This is a genomic window from Pseudomonas wadenswilerensis, assembly GCF_024749185.1.
Lineage (GTDB): Bacteria > Pseudomonadota > Gammaproteobacteria > Pseudomonadales > Pseudomonadaceae > Aquipseudomonas > Aquipseudomonas wadenswilerensis.
Genome location: NZ_CP087191.1, coordinates 1,140,002 through 1,163,369, shown reverse-complemented (window position 1 = coordinate 1,163,369; position 23,368 = coordinate 1,140,002). Strand labels below are relative to the sequence as shown.

18 protein-coding genes are annotated in these 23,368 nt (G+C 65.6%); 9 read left to right on the top strand and 9 right to left on the bottom strand.

Annotation, left to right across the window (positions count from 1 at the left end; translation table 11 throughout):
- The 6 genes from gspG to LOY45_RS05255 are packed head-to-tail and all read right to left on the bottom strand — an operon-like array spanning position 1 to position 7,119.
- Entirely contained in the window at positions 1–435 is a 435-nt protein-coding gene (gene gspG / locus LOY45_RS05280) for a type II secretion system major pseudopilin GspG (protein ID WP_115088475.1), read from the bottom strand.
- Positions 436–449: 14 nt separating this feature from the next.
- Positions 450–1,652: a type II secretion system inner membrane protein GspF gene (gene gspF, locus LOY45_RS05275; RefSeq protein ID WP_115088476.1), complete on the bottom strand. Its 1,203-nt coding sequence runs from the start codon at positions 1,650–1,652 to the stop codon at positions 450–452.
- A 3-nt stretch (positions 1,653–1,655) separates the two neighbouring features.
- On the bottom strand, positions 1,656–3,104 hold the full coding sequence (locus tag LOY45_RS05270; protein ID WP_115088522.1) for a GspE/PulE family protein: 1,449 nt from the start codon (positions 3,102–3,104) through the stop codon (positions 1,656–1,658).
- A 5-nt stretch (positions 3,105–3,109) separates the two neighbouring features.
- Positions 3,110–5,062, bottom strand: coding sequence for a type II secretion system secretin GspD (gene gspD, locus LOY45_RS05265; protein WP_258578831.1), 1,953 nt, complete (start codon positions 5,060–5,062; stop codon positions 3,110–3,112).
- 3 nt (positions 5,063–5,065) lie between these two features.
- The gene (locus tag LOY45_RS05260) at positions 5,066–5,491 is read right to left on the bottom strand and encodes a pilus assembly protein PilZ (RefSeq protein WP_115088477.1); all 426 of its coding nucleotides are present in this window, start codon (positions 5,489–5,491) and stop codon (positions 5,066–5,068) included.
- Positions 5,488–7,119: a bifunctional UDP-sugar hydrolase/5'-nucleotidase gene (locus tag LOY45_RS05255; protein ID WP_258578830.1), complete on the bottom strand. Its 1,632-nt coding sequence runs from the start codon at positions 7,117–7,119 to the stop codon at positions 5,488–5,490. Before LOY45_RS05255 ends, LOY45_RS05260 begins: the two co-directional genes overlap by 4 nt.
- Before the next feature lie 237 nt (positions 7,120–7,356).
- On the opposite strand from LOY45_RS05255, the gene LOY45_RS05250 reads away from it, so the two are divergent.
- Positions 7,357–9,405 carry a PhoX family protein gene (locus LOY45_RS05250; protein ID WP_115088479.1) on the top strand — a complete coding sequence of 683 codons (2,049 nt, stop codon included), beginning with the start codon at positions 7,357–7,359 and terminating at the stop codon, positions 9,403–9,405.
- 24 nt (positions 9,406–9,429) lie between these two features.
- Here LOY45_RS05250 and gspK read toward each other — a convergent pair whose 3' ends face one another.
- Entirely contained in the window at positions 9,430–10,395 is a 966-nt protein-coding gene (gspK, locus tag LOY45_RS05245; protein ID WP_233673311.1) for a type II secretion system minor pseudopilin GspK, read from the bottom strand.
- A gap of 143 nt (positions 10,396–10,538) precedes the next feature.
- Here gspK and tatA point away from each other — a divergent pair, with 143 nt between their 5' ends.
- From tatA to nagE, 8 genes are all read left to right on the top strand, one after another.
- Positions 10,539–10,763 carry a twin-arginine translocase TatA/TatE family subunit gene (gene tatA, locus LOY45_RS05240; RefSeq protein WP_115088481.1) on the top strand — a complete coding sequence of 75 codons (225 nt, stop codon included), beginning with the start codon at positions 10,539–10,541 and terminating at the stop codon, positions 10,761–10,763.
- Positions 10,763–11,041: a Sec-independent protein translocase protein TatB gene (gene tatB / locus LOY45_RS05235; protein WP_258578829.1), complete on the top strand. Its 279-nt coding sequence runs from the start codon at positions 10,763–10,765 to the stop codon at positions 11,039–11,041. Before tatA ends, tatB begins: the two co-directional genes overlap by 1 nt.
- On the top strand, positions 11,041–11,796 hold the full coding sequence (gene tatC / locus LOY45_RS05230; protein WP_134064096.1) for a twin-arginine translocase subunit TatC: 756 nt from the start codon (positions 11,041–11,043) through the stop codon (positions 11,794–11,796). The genes tatB and tatC overlap by 1 nt, the downstream gene beginning before the upstream one ends.
- 70 nt (positions 11,797–11,866) lie before the next feature.
- Positions 11,867–12,598: a GntR family transcriptional regulator gene (locus LOY45_RS05225; RefSeq protein WP_115088484.1), complete on the top strand. Its 732-nt coding sequence runs from the start codon at positions 11,867–11,869 to the stop codon at positions 12,596–12,598.
- A 10-nt stretch (positions 12,599–12,608) separates the two neighbouring features.
- Entirely contained in the window at positions 12,609–13,706 is a 1,098-nt protein-coding gene (gene nagA, locus LOY45_RS05220; protein WP_115088485.1) for an N-acetylglucosamine-6-phosphate deacetylase, read from the top strand.
- Complete coding sequence (locus LOY45_RS05215) at positions 13,696–14,718, top strand: SIS domain-containing protein (protein ID WP_233673310.1); 1,023 nt, start codon at positions 13,696–13,698, stop codon at positions 14,716–14,718. Before nagA ends, LOY45_RS05215 begins: the two co-directional genes overlap by 11 nt.
- Positions 14,719–14,737: 19 nt before the next feature.
- Entirely contained in the window at positions 14,738–17,278 is a 2,541-nt protein-coding gene (gene ptsP, locus LOY45_RS05210) for a phosphoenolpyruvate--protein phosphotransferase (protein WP_258578828.1), read from the top strand.
- A 12-nt stretch (positions 17,279–17,290) separates the two neighbouring features.
- Complete coding sequence (nagE, locus tag LOY45_RS05205; RefSeq protein WP_258578827.1) at positions 17,291–18,958, top strand: N-acetylglucosamine-specific PTS transporter subunit IIBC; 1,668 nt, start codon at positions 17,291–17,293, stop codon at positions 18,956–18,958.
- A gap of 116 nt (positions 18,959–19,074) precedes the next feature.
- Here nagE and LOY45_RS05200 read toward each other — a convergent pair whose 3' ends face one another.
- Together LOY45_RS05200 and purL are read right to left on the bottom strand one after the other, a co-directional pair.
- A complete protein-coding gene (locus tag LOY45_RS05200; protein ID WP_134064158.1) occupies positions 19,075–19,386 on the bottom strand; it encodes a YqfO family protein in 312 nt (103 codons plus the stop codon).
- Positions 19,387–19,388: 2 nt separating this feature from the next.
- Complete coding sequence (purL, locus tag LOY45_RS05195) at positions 19,389–23,288, bottom strand: phosphoribosylformylglycinamidine synthase (protein WP_134064104.1); 3,900 nt, start codon at positions 23,286–23,288, stop codon at positions 19,389–19,391.
- Between the last annotated feature and the right edge of the window lie 80 nt (positions 23,289–23,368).

Here is a 23,368-nt window from a genome sequence, read left to right as displayed (position 1 = left end):
CTAGAGTTCCCAGTTACCCAGATCGGCATCGATGCCTTCACCGCCCTCGACGCCATCGGCGCCCAACGAGTAAATATCGATACGTCCGTGCTGCCCGGGGGCACGGTACTGATACGCCGTGCCCCACGGGTCTTGCGGCAGGCGGCGGATATAACCGTCGGCGCGCCAGGCCCGAGGCTGTGGTTCTACCGTCGGTTTGCTGACCAGCGCCGACAGGCCCTGCTCGGCCGACGGGAAGCGCAGGTTGTCGAGGCGATACATGTCCAGCGCCTGTTCCAGGGTCGACAGGTCGGCCATGACCTTCTGCTTCATGGCCTTGTCCTGGCTGCCGAGCACACTGGGTGCGACCACGGCGATCAACAGGCCGATGATGAAGATCACCACCATGATTTCCATCAGGGTAAAGCCGCGCTGACGCGCGCGTGGGCTGTGCATGGTCTTGCTCCTTTTCAAAGTGTCAGGCCCTGGTTGAGCTGCATGATCGGCAACAGCACGGCGAGGACGATAAACAGCACCACCGCGCCCATCACCAGGATCATCAGCGGCTCGAACAAGGCCATGGCGCTGTCCACCTGGCGGGCGAAGCCGCGCTCCTGGTTGTCGGCGACCCGTTCGAGCATGTCCGGCAGAGTGCCGCTGGCCTCGCCGCTGGCGACCATGTTGAGCAGCAACGGCGGGAAGTGGCCGCTGGCATCCAGCGCCCGGTGCAGGCTGACTCCGCCCTGCACGTCAGTGCCGACCCGTTGCAGGGCCAGGTGAATGCGCCGGTTGTTGACCGTGGCCGTCGCCACTTGCAGGGCCTCAAGCAACGGCACGCCGCTGCCGGCCAGAATCGCCAGGCTGCGCGACAGGCGTGCGCTCTCCAGCACCGCCAGCAGGTTGCCGATCCGTGGCAGGCGCAGCAGCAGGTCGTCGCGGCGCAAACACCAGTGCGGGCGGCGCAGCAACCAGGCGCCGAGCAGTGCCGCCAGCCCCCCGCCGAGCAGCAACCAAGGGCCGACCAGTACCAGCAGGTCGCTGATGCCGATCAGCAGCGAAGTGATCCACGGCAGATTCTGTCCGGAGTGAGCAAACTGTTCAGTGAGTTTGGGCACCACGAAGGTCATCAGGCCGACCACCACCGCCAACGACACGCCCATCAGCACGCAGGGATAGATCAGCGCCGTACGCGCCTTGTGCTGCTGGCGCTGGACCTGTTCCAGGTGTTCGGCCAGCCGCTCCAGCACCTGGGCCAGGCGCCCGGAACGCTCGCCGGCCTCGACCAGTGCGCAATACAAGCCGGAGAACAAGCCACCCTGGCGCGCCAGGCTGCGGGCCAGGCTCAAGCCTTCGGCGAGCGAACCGCGCACCGCCACCAGCAGGTTGCGCAACGCCGGTTCCACCAGTTGCCGTTCCAGGGTCGCCAGGGCATCCACCAGGGGAATGCCGGCGCCGGTCAGGGTTGCCAGTTGCCGGGTCAGTTCGCACAACTGAGCGCGGTTGACCCGTTGCCGGCGCGGCAGAGCATTGCTGGCGTCATGGCGTTGCAACTGCCGGGCGAACAGCCCCTGCTCACGCAGCAACTGGCGGGCATGGCGCTCGCTGTCGGCCTGGATACTGGCCTTGCGCGCCCGCCCGTTGAGGTCTACCGCCTGATAGCGAAAGGTCGGCATGGCTCAGCCCTGCACCGCGCGCAGCACTTCGGCCAGGCTGGTATCGCCCCGGCGCAGGCACTCGCTGGCCATGCCGGCCAGGCTCTGCCGACGCCCGGCCAGGTATTCCTGCATGGCCACTTCGCTGGCGCCGTCGTAAAGCAAGGCAATCAGCCCGGCGTCCAGTTCGATGAACTCGTAAAGGCCGAGCCGGCCACGATAGCCGGTGCCCTGGCACTGCTCGCAACCGACGGCATGAAATGTCTCACTCAACTCGGCCAACTCCGGCCACAGGTGCCGCTCGGCCGCCTGCAAGGGTTGTGGCCGGGCACAGCGGCACAGACGCCGTACCAGGCGCTGGGCCATGACCCCGCGCAGGCACGAGGCAATCAGGAACGGTTCGATACCCATGTCACGCAGACGTGTCACCGCGCCCACGGCGCTGTTGGTGTGCAGGGTCGAGAGCACCAGGTGGCCGGTGAGGCTGGCCTGCACGGCGATCTGCGCGGTTTCGCGGTCGCGGATCTCGCCGAGCATGATCACGTCCGGGTCCTGCCGCAGGATCGCCCGCAGGCCGGTGGCGAACGTCAACCCGGCGCGCGGATTGATTGCGGTCTGGCCGATGCCGGCGATGGCGTACTCGACCGGGTCCTCGACGGTGAGGATATTACGGCTGCCGTCGTTGAGGCTGTTGAGGCTGGCATAGAGGGTGGTGGTCTTGCCCGAGCCGGTCGGCCCGGTGCTCAGGACGATGCCGTTGGGCCGCGCCAGGCAAGCGCGCAAGCCCTGCTCCACGGCCACCGGCATGCCGAGGTTGGTCAGCGCCAGCAGGCTGGCCTGCTTGTCGAGCACGCGCATCACCACCCGCTCGCCGTGAATGCCCGGCAGGGTCGAAACCCGCACGTCCACTTCACGCCCAGCCGAGCGCAGGGTGATGCGGCCGTCCTGGGGTTGGCGTTTCTCGGCGATGTCCAGCCGGGCCATGACCTTGATCCGCGACACCAGCATCGCCGATAGCGCTCGCGGTGGGCGCAGCACTTCGCGCAAATGGCCGTCGACGCGCAGGCGCACCACCAGGCTCTGCTCGAAGGTCTCGATATGAATGTCCGATGCCTGCAAGCGCAGGGCCTGGGCGAACAGGCCGTTGATCAGGCGGATCACCGGCGCTTCGTCATCGCTCTCCAGTAGGTCTTCGATGCGCGGCATTTCGCTCATCAGGCCGTCGAGGTCGACCTGCTCGCCGATGCCTTCGATCAGCGCTGCGGTGGCGCCTTCGCCGGCCTGGTACAGCTGCCCCAGCTGGCTGTCGAAACTGGCGCTGTCGAGGTGGCAGACCTCATCCGGTTGGCCCTGCACGCGCAGCAGTTCCTGCAATTGATCGCTGTCGGCATCACTGCGCAGCCACAGGCTCCAGCCCGTCGCCGACGGCGCCACGGCAAGGCCGGCCTGGCGGGCCAGGCGATAGGGCAACAGCTCCATCACCAGACGCCCTCGTCCAGGCGCTGGCGGCTGGCCGGGAAGGCTTGCAACAGCTTGCCGTCGTCGCTGATGGCCGGCAGTTTCAGCGCGGTTTCCTGCTGCAGGTTGCGGTACTTCTCGGTGCTCAGGCTGGCCAGGCTCGGGCCGTCACGCAGGATCCGCGGGCGAATGAACACCATCAGGTTCTGCTTCACCCCCTGGTGGCCGGAGGAACTGAACAGCCGCCCCAGCCAGGGAATATCACCGAGCAGCGGCACCTTCTGTTTGCTCGAAGTGACCTCGTCGCTGATCAGGCCACCGAGGATCACCAGGCCGTTATCCTCGACCATGACCTTGGTCTTGATCTCGCGCTTGTTGGTGATCACGTCGCTGGCCGAGGCGTTGTCGGCAATCGACGAGACCTCCTGGACGATGTCCAGGCGCACGGTATTGTCGATGTTGATCTGCGGCTTGATGCGCAGCTTGACCCCGACTTCCTTGCGCTCGATGGTCTGGTAGGGGTTGGTGTTGTCCTGGGTCACGGAGCCGGTGACGAAGGGCACTTCCTGGCCGACCAGGATCGACGCTTCGGCGTTGTCCAGGGTCAGCAAGGTCGGCGTCGACAGCAGGTTGAAGCCGCTTTTGCTTTTCAGCGCATTGACCAGCACGGCGAAGTTGAAGCCGCCGCCGAAGTTGCCAAAGCCTGCGGTCAGGCCGTTGGTGCCGGACAGCAGCTTGGCCAGCGCGGCGTTGTCCTTGCCCGCCGCCGCCCCGGCAATGGCGGCGATGCTGGGGCCGCTGCTGCCGAAGTTGACCGTGCCGGCACCGAACTTCTCATCGGCAAACAGCCACTGCACGCCCAGCTCTTCGGCGCGCGAATCCGACACTTCGGCAATGATCGCCTCGACCACCACCTGCGCGCGGCGCACATCCAGTTGCTCGACAATGTTGCGATAGGCTGCCAGCTCGCTGTCGGGGCCGACCATGACCACGGCGTTGGTGCCTTCTTCATATTCCAGGCGGATCCCCGAGCTGCTGACCGGAGCCGGCGCCTTGTCATCCTTGCTGCCTTCGCCGGTGCCGGCCGGCAGCGTGTCGTGGCTGAGGCTGCGCAGCACCTTGACGACTTCACTGGCATTGGCATGGCGCAGGTAGATCACCTGGGTGTTGGAGCTGCGCAGGTTCTCGCCAGGGCGATCCAGTTGCGCCAGCAAGGCCCGCACCCGCTCACGGCTGTCGGCACTGCCGCGCACCAGCAGGGCATTGCTGCGCGGGTCGGCCACCACCTGGGCGCTGTCGGCGCCCTGCTCGCGGGCCAGCAACTGACTGATCAACTTGCTGGTGTCGTTGGCACTGGCATGTTGCAGCGGCATCACCTGCATCGGCTCGTCACTGACCTGATCCAGTTGCAGCAGCAGGCTGTCGATGCGCTCCAGGTTGCTGCGCCAGTCGGTGATCACCAGCAGGTTCGCCGCCGGATACGGAGTGATCACCCCGACCCGTGGATCAATCAGCGGCTTGAGGATCCCCAGCAGCTGTTCGCTGGCAGCGTTGCGCACATTGAACACGCGGGTGGCGACACCGTCACTGCCTTGCGCCGATTTGCCCGCTGTCTCCACCGGCACCGGCTCAAGACGCGCGGCCTGGTCGGGGACGATCTTGACGCTGCCGTTGGGCAGGTCGACGGCAGCAAAGCCCTGGGCGCGCAGTTGGGCCAGGAAGATGTCGTAGATCGCTTCGCTGTCGTGACGGTCGACGGTGCGCACGGTGACCTTGCCCTTGACCCGTGGATCGACGATGAAGGTGGTGCCGGTGATCTGCGAGACGCTGTCGATGAACTCGCTCAGTTCGGTATCGACGAAATTGACTTCGTACAACGGCGTCTCGTTGTCATCCAGCGCCACCGGCTCTTCGGCCCAGGCCAGGTTGAGGCCCAGGCTCAGCACGCTGGCCAGGCAGAGTCTTGCGATCATCATTCATCCTTGGCGCTTGAAGCCGGTCACGGCAGGCCGTGGCGGCCAGGGCAGGCGTTCGCGCCGCCCCTGGTTGTCGAAAATCAGGCCCTGGTCATCGATGCTCTCGAGCACGATGCCCGGGGCCAGGCGCTGGCCACGGCGCAAGCTGCGCGTGACCTGGCCGTAGCGCAGCACCACCACCGTGGCGCTGACCGGCACGGCCCTGAGGCCGCCCAGGTACTGCAGCGGTAAACGGGTCAGCGGCACAGCGCCGCTGTCGACCTGGGCCTGCCAGTGGCCAAGCATCAGGCCCGGCATGGGCGCAACGTCCTGCACCTGAGCCACGGCCGGCAGCGGCGCACGGCTGAGCTGCAGCACGCACTGGGCGGCGAGCCAGGCGGCCAGGCTCAGCAGCGCGGCGCTGAACAGGCGCGCACTACCGATCACGCGTTCAGCTCACGGGGATGCCAGCCGGGGTGACCCTGGACATAGCGCAGCTGCGGCAACTGCAACGCCGGCAGTTGCCAGTCGGCAGGCTGCTGCGCCAGCCAGGCTTCGACCCGTTGCCACAGCGGCTCGCCGCTGCTGGAGGCGTACTGCAAACCAAAAGTGCGGCACTGTCCCTGGGTTTCACTGAAGCCGGAGACGCGCTTGCCGTTCGGGCTGTAGCTGAGTTGCCAGGGCTGGCCCAGCCAGCGCGGCAGGTCCTGGCTGTTGTCGAGCAACAGCGGGTCGCCGAACAACTGCTCAGCGGCGTTTTCCAGCACCTGCTCGACTTGCCGGGCGGGCGCTTCGACCACCGGTGCCGGGTAACTGCCGGTCAGGCTGATCAGGTGTTCGCGGGTGATGGCCTGGCCGGCGGCCAGGGGGCTGTCATAACGCAGACCCGGGAGCAACACCGGGTAGCCGCTGTCGGCTGCCAGGGCCTGATGCAGCAGACGGTCCCAGTTGCCGCCGCGAGTATCGCGGCGCCATAGCGCCTGCGGTGCACGGGCCAGGGGTTGATCGAGCCAGGCCGCGTGACCGGCGCGTTGCTGCGCCAACAGCCCACGCAACTGCGCAGCACGGGCCTGGGCAGTGGCTGTCAGGCTGCTGTCGAAGGCGGGATGAAAATCTGCGCTGAACTGCCATTGGCCGGCCGTGCGTTGGCAGCGCACCTGAAAGGCACCGCAGGCGCGATTACCGGCAAACAGCACCGGCACCCGCTTGCCGCTGGCTTGCAGCACGGCGACCGGTTCCGGCCAGAAGTCCTGGCCACGGGCACAGAGCAGCAGATCGGCATCGCTCAGACGCTCGGCCAGCCACAGGCCGGGGCCGGTGCCGACATCGGCCAGGGCGATCACCAGGTCCGCTTGCCCGCGGGCCTGCTCGAAGGCCGGCAACAGCGACTGGTACCACTGTTTGAGCGAGGCTTTCTGGTCCTGGGCATAGGGGTCGGTGATGCCGACCACGGCGACCCGTACAGCGCCTCGGCGAACCACCATGAAAGGCGCAACACCCAGCGCGGTGGCCTGCTCCGGAGCCAGGCCGGCGCCCAGCACGGTCTTGCCATATTGCCGGTAAAGGCCGGCGCAGCGCTGCGGCCAGAGCACCCGCTCATCGCTGCTGACCCGCACATCGCTGGCCAGCAACTGGCTGCCTTCAACACCACTGCTGCCCTGGGTCAGGTAGGCCAGCCCGCTGCCATTCCAGCCCTGGCCGTTTTCCAGGGTCAGGCAGTTGTCGGCCCCGGCGCGTTGGCGCAGTTGCTCCAGCAAGGCCGCCAACACGGCATAGCCGCCGGTGCGCACGCCATCGGCCAGGCTGGCGTCGAGCAGCGGGTTGAGTTCGGCACGGGCCTGGCGGGCGCTGGCGCCGGTCATCCATGGCGCCTGACCCAGGTGAGTAACCGGTCCCAGGCGCGTGGCCGGGACCACGGGTTTACCCGCCTGGCGGGCGTCGAGGGTGTCGGCGAAATACAGCACATCCAGCGAAGCATCGTTGCCGGCCGACGTCCCGCCCAGGCCAGCACAGGCCGTGAGCAGCGGCGCCGCAGCGCCAACGCCAATCCAGTTCAACACTTCCCGTCTGTGCATGTTCAGCCTGTCCCGTCGCCTTCGCGCTTGTTGGTTGTCGGGCCGGGATATTGGGGCGCCTGGATTACAGTTTGATGGCAGTTAATCGACAGCCAGGGCAAAACCTCAGGCAAATCAGGTGGTAACGATTTATTTCCTTCAACGCCTTTTAACAAAACTGCCAATCAATCATCACACTTGCTCACTAAAGTCCCGGTTTCTTTCACGCCGCATCATTGAACAAAAGGAACTGAACTGATGAGTCGAGACACCGGCGACAACCTGAACCGCAACCAAAGTGGCAACCTGCCCATGGACAGCGTTCTGGAGTCTTACCTGAGCCGCCGCAGCGTGGTACGCGGTGGCCTGGGCGCCGCGATCGCGATGATTGCCGGGACTGGCCTGACGGGTTGCTTCGACAGCAGTGACTCGGATGACGACGAACCGGTCGTCGAGCCACCAACCCCGCCGAAACTGAAACTGGGCTTCACCTCCATCCCCGGCTCGCGCACCGACGCCTGCGTGGTCGCCGCCGGATACACAGCCTACGTCCTGGCGCCCTGGGGCACGCCGCTGAACACCAGCGCCAACCCGTGGAAAGCCGACGGCAGCAACACCGCCGCCGACCAGGCCAACTCGGTGGGCATGCACCATGACGGCATGCATTTCTTCCCCATCAACGGCAGCTCCGAAGACGGCCTGCTGGCGATCAACCACGAATACATCGACGCCGACGCCCTGCATCCCAACGGCCCGACCAGCGACAGCAGCGGCAAGCGTCCGGTCGAGGAAGTACGCAAGGAGATCAACGCCCATGGCGCCGGGGTGATCCGCCTGAAGAAAGTCAGCGGCCGCTGGCAGGTGGTCGACAACGACCCGCTCAACCGCCGCTTCACCACCGCCACGGTGATGAACATCGCAGGCCCCCTGCGTGGCAGCGAGCACGTCAAGACGCGTTTCTCGAAGAACGGCACCCAGGCTCGCGGCACCAACAACAATTGCGGCAACGGCTACACCCCGTGGGGCACCTATCTGACCTGCGAAGAGAACTGGCCGGGGATTTTCGTCAACACCAGCACCACCCTGCCGGCCGACCAGAAGCGCATCGGCGTGAGCACCAAGACCGGTAACTACAAGTGGGAAAGCGTGGCGGGCGATCCGACTGAAGTGGATGGCGAATTCAGCCGCTTCAACATCACCCCGAGCGGCGCCAGCGCCAGCGATGACTTTCGCAACGAGGCCAGCACCTACGGCTACATCGTCGAGATCGACCCCTACACGGCCAATACCCTGGCCGTAAAACGCACGGCACTCGGGCGCTTCCGTCACGAAGGCTGCTGCCCGGGCCTGCCGGTGGTGGGCAAGCCGCTGGTCTGGTACATGGGCGACGACTCGAACAACGAGTACCTGTACAAGTTCGTCTCCACCGCGCTGTGGGAAGCGGCCGATGCCAACCCGGCCGACCGCCTGGCCACCGGCAACAAGTACATGGACCAGGGCAAGCTGTATGTCGCCCGCTTCAACGCCGACGGCTCGGGCGTGTGGTTGCTGCTCGACGTCAACACCCCGACCAGCAGCGGCAAGACCCTGGGTTCGATCTATGGCGACCTGCCGGGGATCATCCTCAACACCCGCGGTGCTGCCGACGCCCTGGGCGCAACGCCGATGGACCGCCCGGAATGGACCACGGTCAACCCGCTCAATGGCGACGTGTACCTGACCCTGACCAACAACAGCGCGCGTACCGCTGCCAAGGTCGATGCCGCCAACCCGCGCGGGCCGAACCGCCACGGCCATATCATCCGCTGGCACGACAGCGACGATCAGTTGAGCTTCAGCTGGGACATCTTCGTGTTTGGCGCCAACGCCGCCGGTACTGCCGACATCAACCGCTCGGGCCTGACCGAACTCAACCAGTTCGCCAGCCCCGACGGCATGAGTTTCGATAGCCGCGGCATCCTCTGGTTCCAGACCGACAACGGCGAAAAAACCCTGACCGACTACACCAACGACCAGATGCTGGCGGTGATTCCTACCGACCTGGTAGATGCCGCTGGCAAGCAGGTGCCGGTCAATGCCAAGAACCAGGTCGACCTGCGCCGCTTCTTCGTCGGCCCCAACGGCTGCGAAGTCACCGGCATTGCGTTCACGCCGGACAACAAGTCGATCTTCGTCAACATCCAGCACCCGGACAACTGGCCGTCTACCGACGTCGCCACTGCCGTTACCCCGGCCGGCACCAAGGTGCGCCCCCGGGCCTCGACCGTGGTGATCCAACGTGCCGATGGCGGTGAAATCGGCGTGTAACCCAAGCGGCGCTCGCCGCAGCCCTTACCAGGGTTGCGGCGAACGGCTGATCACTTGCACCTGCTGGGCCGGCACCAGCGCGTGCCACTGCACGATCCCTCGTGCCCGCAGCTGAAATTCGCTGCGCATCTTCTGCCCGTCCTGTTCGAATTCCAGTTGCAGGGCAAAATCACCGCTGTTGAGCAGCAAGCCTTCGCTCAGCCGGGCAAACGTCGCGTCGTCCATGGCGCCCAGTGCCTGGCGCAACGCCCCTGCATCGTGATAACCACCAGCGGGCCGGCCGGTGATGATCCGGGTCAGCAGCGAACGCGACACCTCCCCTTCGTACAGCGCTTCGAGCAACGGCAACTGCTCCAGGCTCAAGGCATTGGCATTCAGTCGCCAGCCGCTGGTCTGCGGCAGCGCGCACAACTGTGGATAGCGTTGCTGGCGCTGGGCGTCGGGCTCGAGCAGCAGGTTCAGTTCACTCATGTCGACCATCATCTGGTTGGCCGCTAGACGCGCAGGTGACTGGCGCAGGTACTGATCGCTCTCGGCGCCGCTGAGTCGGGTCTGGCCGTCGCTGTCGATCCAGTCCGCGAGGGCATCGGTCAGCCGTTGGGCGGCCATGTCATCGCCAAGCAGGTAGCGCAATTGCCGCGCGGCACGTTCGCCCTCTTCGCCAATCAACGCATTGACGTTGAAGCAGCTGTGCAAGTCGCGGATGCGCAAGGCCGCCGAGCCGCCGGCAAAGGCATAGGACAACGGCTGCCCGCGCAGCGCTTGCCAGAACAACGGGCTGGCGCGCCAGGCCGGGTCTTTCAGGGCCTGTTCGGCAAAGGCCAGGCCGGCGGTTTCCATGGCCCTTGCCTGCACCCGTTGCTGCACCAGGCGCACGCTGTCGATCTGCTGGCGACCGTCCTGCACCAGCCAGGTCAAACCTGCGGCAAGCATCGCCAGCACCACCAGCACCATCAACAGCGCCGCCCCTTGTTGCCTCTTCGCACCCATGAACTGCACATCCCGAGCAAATAAGGCGTCAGTCAACACAACGGATGTTGCAGGCACATGGCAAATACATCTGCACGTCACTTTTGCGTCATAAAGCGCAGGCAGGATAAGGCCTTCTTTTTCATGAGCTTGGAGCGTTTTTCATGGGTGGTATCGGGATCTGGCAGTTGCTCATCGTGTTGGTGATCGTGTTCATGCTGTTCGGCACCAAGCGCCTCAAAGGCCTGGGTGCGGACGTGGGCGATGCGATCCAGGGCTTTCGCAAATCCATGGGCAATGGGCCGGCAGAGGACGACGTCATTGCCCAGGTCAAACCGCAGGCGCCGCTAAAGGCAGACAGCGTGCAACAAGCGGAACACCAGCGCTGATGTTCGAAGTCGGTTTTACCGAACTGCTGCTGGTGGGCATCGTCGCCCTGCTGGTGCTCGGCCCCGAGCGCCTGCCGGCGGCGGCGCGCACCCTGGGCCGCGGCCTGGGTCAGGCGAAACGCGCCATGGCGTCGATCAAGGCCCAGGTGGGCCGCGAACTGGACACCCAGGCCTTGAGCCAGGAACTCGATGCCGTGGCGTTGCAGCGCCTTGAGCAGGACCTGCGCCGCGGCGTCAGCCTGCAGCCGGACAACAGCCCAACCAGCGGAAACCCTTGATGAACACAGCAACCCACGACCCGGGCATGCCGCTCACCGCTCACCTGCGCGAACTGCGCAAGCGCCTGGTGCGCTGCCTGCTGGCCATCGCCGTGGTTTTCCTCGGCCTGTTCCCGTTTGCCCAGACGCTGTACACCCAGGTCTCGGAGCCGCTGCGCCGCTACCTGCCCGAAGGCGCGAGCATGATCGCCACCAGCGTCACCTCGCCGTTCCTGGCGCCGTTCAAGCTGACCCTGATGGCGGCGCTGTTCGTGGCCATGCCGGTGCTGTTGCACCAGGCCTGGAGCTTCATTGCCCCGGCCATGTACCGCCAGGAAAAGCGCATCGCCCTGCCACTGCTGGTGTCGAGCATCGTGCTGTTCTATTCCGGCATGGCTTTCGCCTTCTTCGTAGTCTTCCCGATGATGTTCGGCTTCTTTGCCAGCGTCACCCCCGATGGCGTGGCGATGATGACCGACATCGGCCTGTACCTGGACTTCATCCTCGCCCTGTTCCTGGCCTTCGGCCTGGCGTTCGAAATCCCGGTGGCGACTTTTATCATCGTCTGGGCCGGGGTCACCGACGTCGGTACCCTGCGCAAAAGCCGCCCCTATGTGATCGTCGGTTGTTTCGTGGTTGGCATGCTGCTGACCCCGCCGGATGTGTTCTCGCAAACCCTATTGGCGGTGCCGATGTGGATATTGTTTGAAGTCGGATTACTGGCCTGTGCTGCGGTCGAGCGCAAGGGCAACCAGGAAATCGCCTGCAACAGCTGACAAGTGGTATTGACGTGGTATGCAAGTGGTATTAAATTTTTAATACCACTCGCCACCTGAAGTCACCGCCATGCCCCCGTTGACCGCCCTGCGCCCCGACGACACCCTGGCCACCCCGCTTTACCTTCAGTTGGCGCGCAATCTGGAACAGGCCATCCACGCCGGGCAGTGGAAAGCCGAACAGGCCCTGCCTTCGGAAAGAAGTCTCAGCGAAGCCCTGGACATCTCCCGGGTTACCGCGCGCAAGGCCCTGGAAGTACTGCTCGAACAAGGCCTGATCCGCCGCATCCAGGGCTCTGGTACGTTCATCACCCCGCGCCTGGAACAACCGCTCTCACGCCTGTCGAGCTTCAGCGAAATGCTCCGCCTGAAAGGCTTTACCCCAAGCTCGCAGTGGCTGGAGCGCAGCGTCGACGCGCCGTCGGCCGATGAGCTGGTGCGCCTGGGCCTGTCGCCCAACGAACAGGTGGTACACCTCAAGCGCCTGCGCAAGGCCGATGACATCGTCATGGCCGTCGAATACAGCACCCTGCCCGCGCGCTTGCTGAGCAACCCCGAAGCCATCGGCGATTCGCTGTACCAATATCTCGACCAGATCGGCAAACCGGTGGTGCGTGCCCTGCAACACATTCGCGCGATCAACGCCAGCGCCGAACTGGCCGCACGGGTCGGCATCCAGCCCGGCACCGCCATGCTGCTGATGACCCGGGTCGGCTACCTCGACGACAACACCCCCATCGAACTGACCGACACCTACTGTCGCGACGACTACTACGACTTTGTCGCCGAGCTGCGACGCTAGCGGAGCCCCCATGAGCGAACACAACATACTCACCCCGACGGGCTGGGTACGCGGACGCCTGTTGCTGCGTGACGGCCGCGTCGCCGCCATCGACGGCCAGCCGTGCGATCCTCAGGGCAATGATTTGCCCTACCTGCTGCCCGGTTTCATCGACCTGCACGTGCACGGCGGCGGCGGCAGCGATGTGATGGAGGGCGCCGGAGCCTTCGCCACCATCGCCCGTACACATGCCCGGTTTGGTACCACTTCGCTGTTGGCCACCACCATGACCGCGCCGAAGGAAGAACTGACCCAGGTGCTCGGCGAACTCGGCGCCTACGCCCGCCAGCCGCGCAGCAACGGCGCGCGGGTGCTGGGTGTGCACCTCGAAGGACCGTACATCAACCCGGGCAAGCTCGGCGCGCAGCCGAACTTCGCCCACTTGGGGTTGCTTGAGGAAGTCGAAGCCTACCTGGCCCTGGCGCCAATCAAGGTGATCACTATCGCCCCGGAAGTCGCTGGCCACCTGCCGTTGATCCGTGCCTTGAGTGAGCGCGGCGTGCGCCTGCAGATCGGCCACACCCTGGGCAGCTATGAAGAAGGCGTGGCGGCACTTGAGGCCGGCGCCACCAGTTTCACTCACCTGTACAACGCCATGAGCCCGCTGCATCACCGCGAGCCGGGCATCGTCGGCGCGGCCCTGGCCCATGCGCGCTACGCCGAACTGATTCCCGACCTGCTGCACGTACACCCCGGCGCGATCCGCGTGGCCCTGCGCTCGATCCCCTGCCTGTACTGCGTGACCGACTCCACCGCCGCCGCCGGCATGCCCGATGGCGAGTACAAGCTCGGCAGCCACACCGTGACCAAATGCCTGGGCGGCGTGCGCCTGCCCGACGGCACCCTGGCCGGCAGCACCCTGACCATGGACCAGGCCCTGCGCAACCTGGTGAAGATCGGCCTGCCTCTGGCCGAAGCCTCTCAGCGCCTGTCGCAATTCCCCGCCGACTACCTCGGCCTGGAGGAGCGCGGACGCCTGCAGGCCGGTAGCTGGGCCGACGCAGTCAGCCTGGATCGCAACCTTGAACTGATCGGCGTAATGGTCGAAGGAGAACACCTTGAGCTCTAAAATGCTTGCCGAGGCCCTGGCCTCGGCCACCGTCGTGCAGACCCAACTCGAGCGTTGCGATGCCCGTATCGCCGAGGTCGCCGAACACCTGCGCCGCCTCGCACCGCAGGTTGCCCTGACCGTGGCCCGGGGCAGTTCGGATCACGCCGCCAGCTATTTCGCCTACCTGACCATGCAACAGCTTGGCCTGCCGGTGGCGTCGCTGCCGATGTCGGTGGTGACCCTGCAGAACTCGCCCTTGCAGGTGCGCGGCCAGGTGGCCCTGGGCTTTTCCCAGTCGGGCCAGAGCCCGGACCTGGTCAACAGCCTGCAAACCCTGCGCGAACGCGGCGCCACCAGCGTCGCCCTGGTCAACGCCGAGGATTCGCCGCTGGAACGCGCCTGCCAATACAGCCTGCCGCTGTGCGCCGGCCCCGAGTTGAGCGTTGCCGCCACCAAGAGTTTTATCGCCACCCTCAGCGCCAGCGCCCGCCTGGTCGCCCACTGGCAGCAAGACCCGGCGCTGCTCGAGGCTGGCCTCGCCCTGCCCGGGCAACTGCGCGAAGCAGCGGCGCAAGACTGGAGCCTGGCCATCGAACAACTGCGCGATTGCCAGCGGCTGATGGTCATCGGCCGGGGCGCCGGGTTTGCCGTCGCCCAGGAAGCAGCGCTCAAGTTCAAGGAAACCTCGGCAATCCAGGCCGAAGCCTTCAGCAGCGCCGAAGTGCGTCACGGCCCGATGGCACTGATCGATGCCCATTACCCGTTGCTGGTATTGGCGCCTCGTGGCGTGGAACAGGCAGGCCTGCTGCAACTGGCCGAAGACATGCGCCAGCGCGGCGCCAAAGTGCTGCTGGCCGCACCGGCGGACATCCCCCAGCGCAACCTGACCTTGAGCAGCGCCGCCCACCCGGGCCTCGACCCGCTGCTGGCGATCCAGAGCTTCTATGTCATGGCCGCAGGCCTGGCCGAGGCGCGTGGCATGGACCCGGACCAGCCCCGTCACCTGAGCAAAGTGACCCGAACTCACTGAGGCACCGAGGATCTTGCGCATGCCCGACAACAAGAACATCACCCTCCATGCACCCCTCGAAGGCCCCCTGTTGCCACTGGACCAGGTGCCCGACCCGGTGTTCGCCGGCGGCACCCTGGGCAATGGCATCGCCATCGACCCGCTCAACGACTGCCTGCAGGCACCCTGCGCCGGCACCGTCATTCACCTGGCAAAAACCCTGCACGCCCTGACCCTGCGTGCCGACAACGGCGCCGAGATCCTTATGCACATCGGCCTTGATACCGTACAGTTGCAGGGCCGCGGCTTCGAAGCGCTGGTGGCCAATGGCGAGCGCGTCGAACGGGGTCAGCCGCTGATTCGTTTTGACCTGGACCTGGTCGCACAACACTGCACCAGCCTGATCACCGTCATAATCCTGAGCAATAGCAGCGAATACCGATTGCTGCCGCGCACGACCCGTTCGGTGGCCCTGGGTGCGCCATTGCTGGATGTCATTCCCAACGCTGGCGTCGGCGCAGTCAAAGCTGCCAGCGCAGGTGAGACAGTGCGCGGTAGCACCAAGGTCGCCCATCACGGCGGCCTGCATGCGCGCCCTGCAGCATTACTGCGCCAGACCGCCCAGGGTTTCGCCAGCCACGCCGAACTGCACTTCAACGGCCAGGTCGCCGCGCTCAACAGCCTGGTGGCGATCATGGGATTGGGGGTGGGCGAGCAGGATGAAATCGAAATCGTCTGCAGCGGTGCCGACAGTACGCCAGCCTTGCACGCCTTGTTGGCGGCAGTCGCCACAGCGACCGTCGGCGAACAGCATGCCGGACCTGCCGTCAGCGTCCAGGCCAAACCCGTCGCCAACCTGGAGCCCGGCATTCTCAATGGTGTATGCGCATCACCTGGCCTGGCCAGCGGCCCGTTGGCACGCCTGGATGCCATTCGCCTGCCGCACGACTCCGGCGGCCATCAACCCGGCCCGCAGCATCAAGCCCTGAACGTCGCGCTAGCCAGCGTCAAGGCCGCCATTGAAGCTGACCTGCAGCACCTGCAACAGGGCGACGCCGCAGCCATCTTCGAAGCGCACCTGGCACTGCTCGACGATCCGTCCCTGATCGACGCCGCGCGCCAGTGCATCGACCAGGGCACCGCCGCCAGCCACGCCTGGAGCCAGGCCATCGACGCCCAGTGCGCGATCCTCAAGGCACTCGACAAGCCGCTGCTGGCCGAGCGCGCCAACGACCTGCAGGATTTGCAGCAACGGGTATTGCGCGACCTGCTCGGCGAAACCCGAGAGCTGAACCTGCCGCCTTCGGCAATTGTCGCCGCCCATGAACTGACGCCCTCGGACCTGCTGCTGCTCGACAAGCACGCGGTAGCCGGGTTGTGCATGGTCGCCGGTGGCGCGACCTCGCATGTCGCCATCCTCGCCCGCGCCCGTGGGCTGCCATGCCTGGTTGCCCTGGGCCCGGAGCTGATGAACCTGCAGGCAGGCCAGGTACTGGTCATGGATGGCGAACAGGCCCGACTGGAAACCGCGCCAGACACCGAACGCCTGGCCCAGGTCGCGCAGCTTCGCCAGCAACAGCAGCAACGCCGCGATGAGCAGCAAGCCGCCGCCCAGGGCAGCGCCCAGACCCGTGACGGACGCCTGATCGAAGTCGCCGCCAATGTCGCCTCGGCTGTCGAGGCCGCCCAGGCCCTGACCCTGGGCGCCGACGGCGTCGGCCTGTTGCGCACCGAATTCCTCTTCGTCGACCGCCACACCGCTCCGGATGAGCAGGAGCAACGCGCCGCCTACCAGGCAGTGCTCGACGCCATGGGCGATCGCCCGGTGATCATCCGCACCATCGATGTCGGCGGCGACAAGCAACTGGACTACCTGCCACTGCCCCATGAAGCCAACCCGGTGCTCGGCCTGCGCGGCATTCGCCTGGGCCAGCTGCGCCCCGAGCTGCTCGACCTGCAATTGCGTGCCCTGCTGCAGGTCAGCCCGCAGCGCCGCTGCCGGATCATGCTGCCAATGGTCAGCGAGGTCGATGAACTGCTGGAGATCCGCCAGCGCCTGGATCGACTGACCAGCGAGCTGGGCATCAGCCAGCGCGCCGAACTTGGGGTGATGATCGAAGTACCGGCCGCCGCCCTGCTCGCCGAGCGCCTGGCCGAGCACGCCGACTTCTTCTCCATCGGCACCAACGACCTGTCCCAGTACACCCTGGCCATGGACCGCGACCACGCGGGCCTGGCGGCTCGCGTCGACGCCCTGCACCCGGCGCTGCTGCGCCTGATCGACCTCACCTGCCAGGGCGCCGCCCGTCATGGCCGTTGGGTCGGCGTGTGTGGCGCCTTGGCCTCGGACCCACTGGCCACTTCGGTACTGATCGGCCTTGGGGTCAGTGAGCTGTCGGTCAGCGCCCCGCAGGTCGGCGAGATCAAGGAGCGCGTGCGCCAGCTCGACAGCACGCAATGCCGCGCCTTCAGCCAGCAGTTGCTGGGTCTGTCCAGTGCCCACGCGGTGCGCCAGGCCTGCCGTGACTTTGATGCGCGGCCGCTACAACCACGCCACTCTCCACTTAGCACAGAACAATAACCGGAGCGCACCATGTACCAGCACTTCATTCAGGGCCTGCAACGGCTCGGCCGCGCCCTCATGCTGCCCATCGCCATCTTGCCGATTGCCGGCCTGCTGCTGCGCCTGGGCGACACCGACCTGTTGGACATCGCCCTGATCCACGACGCCGGCAATGCAATCTTCGCCAACCTGGCGCTGATCTTCGCCATCGGCATCGCCGTCGGCTTTGCCCGTGACAACAACGGTACGGCGGGCCTGGCCGGGGCCATCGGCTACCTGGTGCTGGTGTCGACACTCAAGGTGATCGACCCGCACATCGACATGGGCATGCTCGCCGGGATTATCGTAGGACTGCTCGGCGGCGCGCTGTACAACCGTTTCAAGGACATCCAGCTGCCCGAGTACCTGGCCTTCTTCGGTGGCCGGCGTTTCGTGCCGATTGCCACCGGCCTTTCAGCCGTTGGCCTGGGCTTGCTGTTCGGCTTGATCTGGCCGCCGCTGCAGAACGGCATCAACAGCCTGGGCCAGTTGCTGCTCGACAGCGGAAGCATCGGCGCGTTCTTCTTTGGCGTGCTTAACCGCCTGCTGATCGTCACCGGCCTGCACCATATCCTCAACAATCTGGTGTGGTTCGTCTTCGGGAGTTTCGAGGGTGCCAATGGCCTGACCGTGACCGGCGACATCAGCCGCTATTTCGCCGGTGATCCCCGGGCCGGCCAGTTCCTGGCCGGGATGTTCCCGATGATGATCTTCGGCCTGCCCGCTGCGTGCCTGGCCATGTACCGCCATGCCCTGCCGGCGCGGCGCAAGCTGATCGGCGGCATCCTCCTGTCGATGGCCCTGACCTCGGCGCTGACCGGGGTCACCGAGCCTGTCGAGTTCGCCTTCATGTTCCTTGCGCCGATGCTTTACCTGATCCACGCCGTCCTCACCGGCCTGGCCATGGCACTCTGCGACCTGCTCAACATCCGCCTGGGCTTTACCTTCTCCGGTGGCGCCATCGACATGGCCCTGGGCTGGGGCCGTTCAACCAATGGCTGGATGGTGTTCCCGGTAGGGCTTTTGTATGCGCTGGTGTACTACTTTGTTTTCGACTTCTGTATCCGCCGCTTCGATCTGAAAACCCCGGGCCGTGAAGATCAGCCCAGCGAAGAAGCGCCGGCCCCAGACAGCAGCGCGCCACGCGGCAAGCGCTACATCGATGCCCTTGGCGGCGGCGCAAACCTGCTCTCGGTGGACGCCTGCACCACCCGTCTGCGCCTGCTGCTTAAAGACCGTAGCCTGGCTCAGGATGCCGTGCTGAAAACTCTCGGCGCCATGGCCGTAGTGCGGCCGGGTTCCGGTGGCAGCCTGCAGGTGGTGGTCGGACCGCTGGCCGATACCATTGCCGACGAGATTCGCAACCAGTTGCCACATGCCCTGGCGAACACTGCTGAGCAGCCACAAGCGAAAAACGAGGCGACAGAAACCATGGCCGCTGACGGTTGGCTCAGCGCCCTGGGCGGCAAGGATAATCTGCTGAAGGTGGAGTGCGTGGCCCTGACCCGCGTGCGCATCGAGTTCAAGGATGCGCGCAAGGTGGCACGCGAGCGCCTGCTGGCGCTGGGGTGCCAGGGGGTCAGTCCGCTGACGGATGGCACCTGGCATCTGTTGATGGGCAAGCGTGCTGCTGCCTTGAGCCAGGCGTTGCAGGGCTGAAAAGCATCGCGGGTCAAGCCCGCTCCCACTGTGGGAGCGGGCTTGACCCGCGATGAGGCCCGAGCAGACACAAAAAAGCCGCGACCCGATCACAGGTCGCGGCTTTTTTTCAGCCCTTAGAAGTCCGCTAGCTGCCAGACCTCATAAGCCGGGGTTTCATAGGGATGACTGAGCTTTAGCGCAGCGACCACCGAGCCAATCAACTGGTCGGCCACCACCAGCTCGACCCGCCATTCTTCGACCTGCTCGACCACGCCGGTCTGCCCGAGGAACGGCTGGCTGCCGTCCAGCGGGCGGAACTGGCCCTGGCCCAGCACCTGCCAGGCGCAGCAATCGTAGTCGCCGATGCGCCCGCCGCCAGCGGCGAACACAGCAGCCTTGACCACCTCCACATGGCTAGGCGGGACGAAGAAGGCGAGCTTGTACACCCTTAGTTCACCCACACCCGGGCGTTGCGGAACATGCGCATCCACGCCGCGTCTTCGTTCCAGTCATCCGGACGCCAGGAGTTCTGCACGGCACGGAAGACCCGCTCAGGGTGCGGCATCATGATGGTGACGCGACCGTCGCGGCTGGTCAGGCCGGTGATCCCGCGCGGCGAGCCGTTCGGGTTGGCCGGGTAGCTCTCGGTGACCTTGCCGTGGTTGTCGACGAAGCGCAGGGCCACGCAACCGGACAGGTCGGCTTCGAGCAGGGCTTCTTCGCTGGCGAATTCGGCATGGCCTTCACCGTGGGCGATGGCAATCGGCATGCGCGAACCGGCCATGCCCTGCAGGAAGATCGAGTTCGACTTCTGCACTTCGACCATGGCCACTCGGGCTTCGAACTGCTCGGAACGGTTACGCACGAAGTGCGGCCAGAACTCGCTACCCGGAACCAGTTCGTGCAGGTTGGACATCATCTGGCAACCGTTGCACACACCCAGGGTGAAGCTGTCGGTACGCTCGAAGAAGCCCTGGAAGGCATCACGGGCACGGGCGTTGAACAGCGCCGACTTGGCCCAGCCTTCACCGGCGCCGAGAACGTCACCGTAGGAGAAGCCGCCGCAGGCCACCAGGCCCTTGAAGTCGTTGAGGTCAACGCGACCGGCGAGGATATCGCTCATGTGCACGTCGATGGCGTTGAAGCCGGCGCGGTCGAAGGCTGCCGCCATCTCGACCTGGCCGTTGACGCCCTGCTCGCGCAGCACTGCTACCTGCGGGCGCACGCCCTTCTTGATGTACGGCGCGGCGATGTCCTGGTTGACGTCAAAGCCAAGCTTGACGCTCAGGCCCGGGTTGTCTTCTTCCAGCAGTACGTCGAACTCTTGATCGGCGCAGTCGGCGTTGTCGCGCAGGCGCTGGATCTGGTAGCTGGTCTCGGCCCACTGGCGTTGCAGCAGACGACGGTCGCCCTTGAACAGCTCTTCACCGGCCAGCTTGATCAGCACTTCGCCGTTGTTGATCGGCTGACCGATCACCGCGACGCAGTCTTCACCCAGGCCAGCAGCACTGAACTGGGCCAGCACGTCCGGCGTTGCGTCCTGACGCACCTGGATCACCGCACCCAGCTCTTCGTTGAAGAGGATGGCGGCGATTTTCTCGCGCTTGCTGGTCAGGGTGTCCAGTTCCAGGTCCAGGCCGCAGTGGCCGGCGAAGGCCATTTCCAGCGCGGTGGTCAGCAGGCCACCGTCGGAACGGTCGTGGTAGGCCAGCAGGTGACCGTCGGCGTTCAGGCCCTGGATCACAGCGAAGAAGGCCTTGAGGTCTTCGGCGTCGTCGACGTCCGGTGCCACTGCGGCCAGCTTGCCGTGGGTCTGGGCCAGGATCGAGGCGCCCATGCGGTTCTTGCCACGGCCCAGGTCGATCAGGATCAGGTCGGTCTCGCCCTTGTCCATGCGCAGTTGCGGGGTCAGGGTCTTGCGCACGTCGAGCACCGGGGCGAAGCCGCTGACGATCAGCGACATCGGCGAAGTGACGCTCTTCTCAGCGCCCTCCTCGCTCCACTTGGTCTTCATCGACATGGAGTCCTTGCCCACCGGAATGGTCAGGCCCAGCTCAGGGCACAGTTCCATGCCGACAGCCTTGACGGTGTCGTACAGGCGGGCATCTTCACCCGGGTGGCCGGCAGCCGACATCCAGTTGGCCGACAGCTTGATGTCGGACAGTTTGCCGATATGCGCGGCAGCCAGGTTGGTCAGGGTCTCGCCGATTGCCATGCGCCCGGACGCCGGAGCGTCGAGCAGGGCCAGCGGGGTGCGCTCGCCCATGGCCATGGCTTCACCGGTGTAGACGTCGAAGCTGGTGGCGGTGACGGCGCAATCGGCCACCGGTACCTGCCACGGCCCGACCATCTGGTCGCGGGCAACCAGGCCGGTAATGGTGCGGTCGCCGATGGTGATCAGGAAGCTCTTGCTGGCGACGGCTGGGTGACGCAGTACGCGCTCGACCGAGTCGTTCAGTTCCAGGGTGCTTGGGTCGAAGTCATCGCCCAGCTCCGCTTCGCGAGTCACCGAACGGTGCATGCGCGGCGGCTTGCCGAGCAGCACGTCGAGCGGCATGTCCACCGGGGTGTTGCCGAAATGGCTGTCGGTAACGGTCAGGTGCGGCTCTGCGGTGGCCTCGCCGACGACCGCGAACGGGCAGCGCTCACGCTCGCAGATGGCCTGGAAGCGCTCGAAGTCGCCTGCGCTCACCGCCAGGACGTAACGTTCCTGGGATTCGTTGCTCCAGATCTCGTGCGGGGCCATGCCCGGCTCGTCGTTGGGCACGTTGCGCAGTTCGAAGCGGCCACCACGGCCACCGTCGTTGACCAGCTCCGGGAAGGCGTTGGAAATACCGCCCGCGCCGACGTCATGGATGAAGGCGATCGGGTTCTTGTCGCCCAGCTGCCAGCAGCGGTCGATGACCTCCTGGCAGCGGCGTTCCATTTCCGGGTTCTCGCGCTGCACCGAGGCGAAGTCCAGGTCAGCGGAGCTGGCGCCGGTATCGACCGACGAAGCCGCGCCGCCACCCAGACCGATCAGCATGGCCGGGCCACCGAGCACGATCAGCTTGGCGCCGACGGTGATTTCAGCCTTCTGTACGTGATCTTCGCGGATGTTGCCCAAGCCACCAGCCAGCATGATCGGCTTGTGATAACCGCGCACTTCTTCACCGTGCGGGGTATTGATCGACTGCTCGAAGGTACGGAAGTAGCCGGTCAGGGCCGGACGGCCGAATTCGTTGTTGAACGCGGCGCCGCCCAGCGGGCCTTCGACCATGATGTCGAGGGCGTTGACGATACGGTCCGGCTTGCCATAGGCCTTTTCCCATGGCTGTTCAAAGCCCGGGATGCGCAGGTTGGAGACGGTGAAACCGGTCAGGCCAGCCTTGGGCTTGGCACCGCGGCCGGTAGCGCCTTCGTCACGGATTTCGCCACCGGAACCGGTGGAGGCGCCGGAGAACGGCGAGATGGCGGTCGGGTGGTTGTGGGTCTCGACCTTCATCAGGATATGCACCGGCTCCTGCACCGCGCCGTACTGGCGGGTTTCAGGGTTCGGGAAGAAGCGCCCGGCCACGGAACCGACGATCACCGAGGCGTTGTCCTTGTAAGCGGACAGCACGCCTTCGCTGTGCATCTGGTAGGTGTTCTTGATCATGCCGAACAGGCTTTTTTCCTGGCTCTGGCCGTCGATATCCCAACTGGCGTTGAAGATCTTGTGGCGGCAGTGCTCGGAGTTGGCCTGGGCGAACATCATCAGTTCGATGTCGTGCGGGTTGCGCTTGAGGCCCTGGAAGCTGGTAACCAGGTAGTCGATCTCGTCTTCGGCCAGGGCCAGGCCCAGCTCGACGTTGGCTTTTTCCAGGGCGGCGCGGCCACCACCGAGGATGTCGACGGCGGTCAGCGGCTTGGGCTGGGCGTGGCTGAACAGGCCGGCGGCCCCTTCGAGCTTGCTCAGCACCAGTTGGGTCATGCGATCGTGCAGGATGTCGGCAACGACGGCGGCATCGGCGTCGCTCAGCTCACCGCTGACGTAGTAGGCAATGCCCCGCTCCAGGCGCTGGATGTTTTCCAGGCCGCAGTTGTGGGCGATGTCGCTGGCCTTGCTCGACCAGGGCGAGATGGTGCCGAAACGCGGAACCACCAGGAACAGGCGGCCGCTCGGCTCCTGGACCGGTACGCTCGGGCCGTACTTGAGCAGGCGCGCGAGCACTTGCTGTTGGTCGGCACTCAGATCGCCGTCAACCTCGGCGAAATGCGTGAATTCAGCATACAAACCACTAACAGCGGGGACTTTCTGGCTCAGTTGCTCGATTAACTTACCGTGGCGAAAGGCAGAAAGGGCAGGAGCGCCGCGCAGGATCAACATCGTCGGGACAGCCTCAGGAAGGGGGTGTGCTTAGAGGCCGTGCATTCTAGCCTAATTCCAGCGCTTCCGGCACCCGAAAC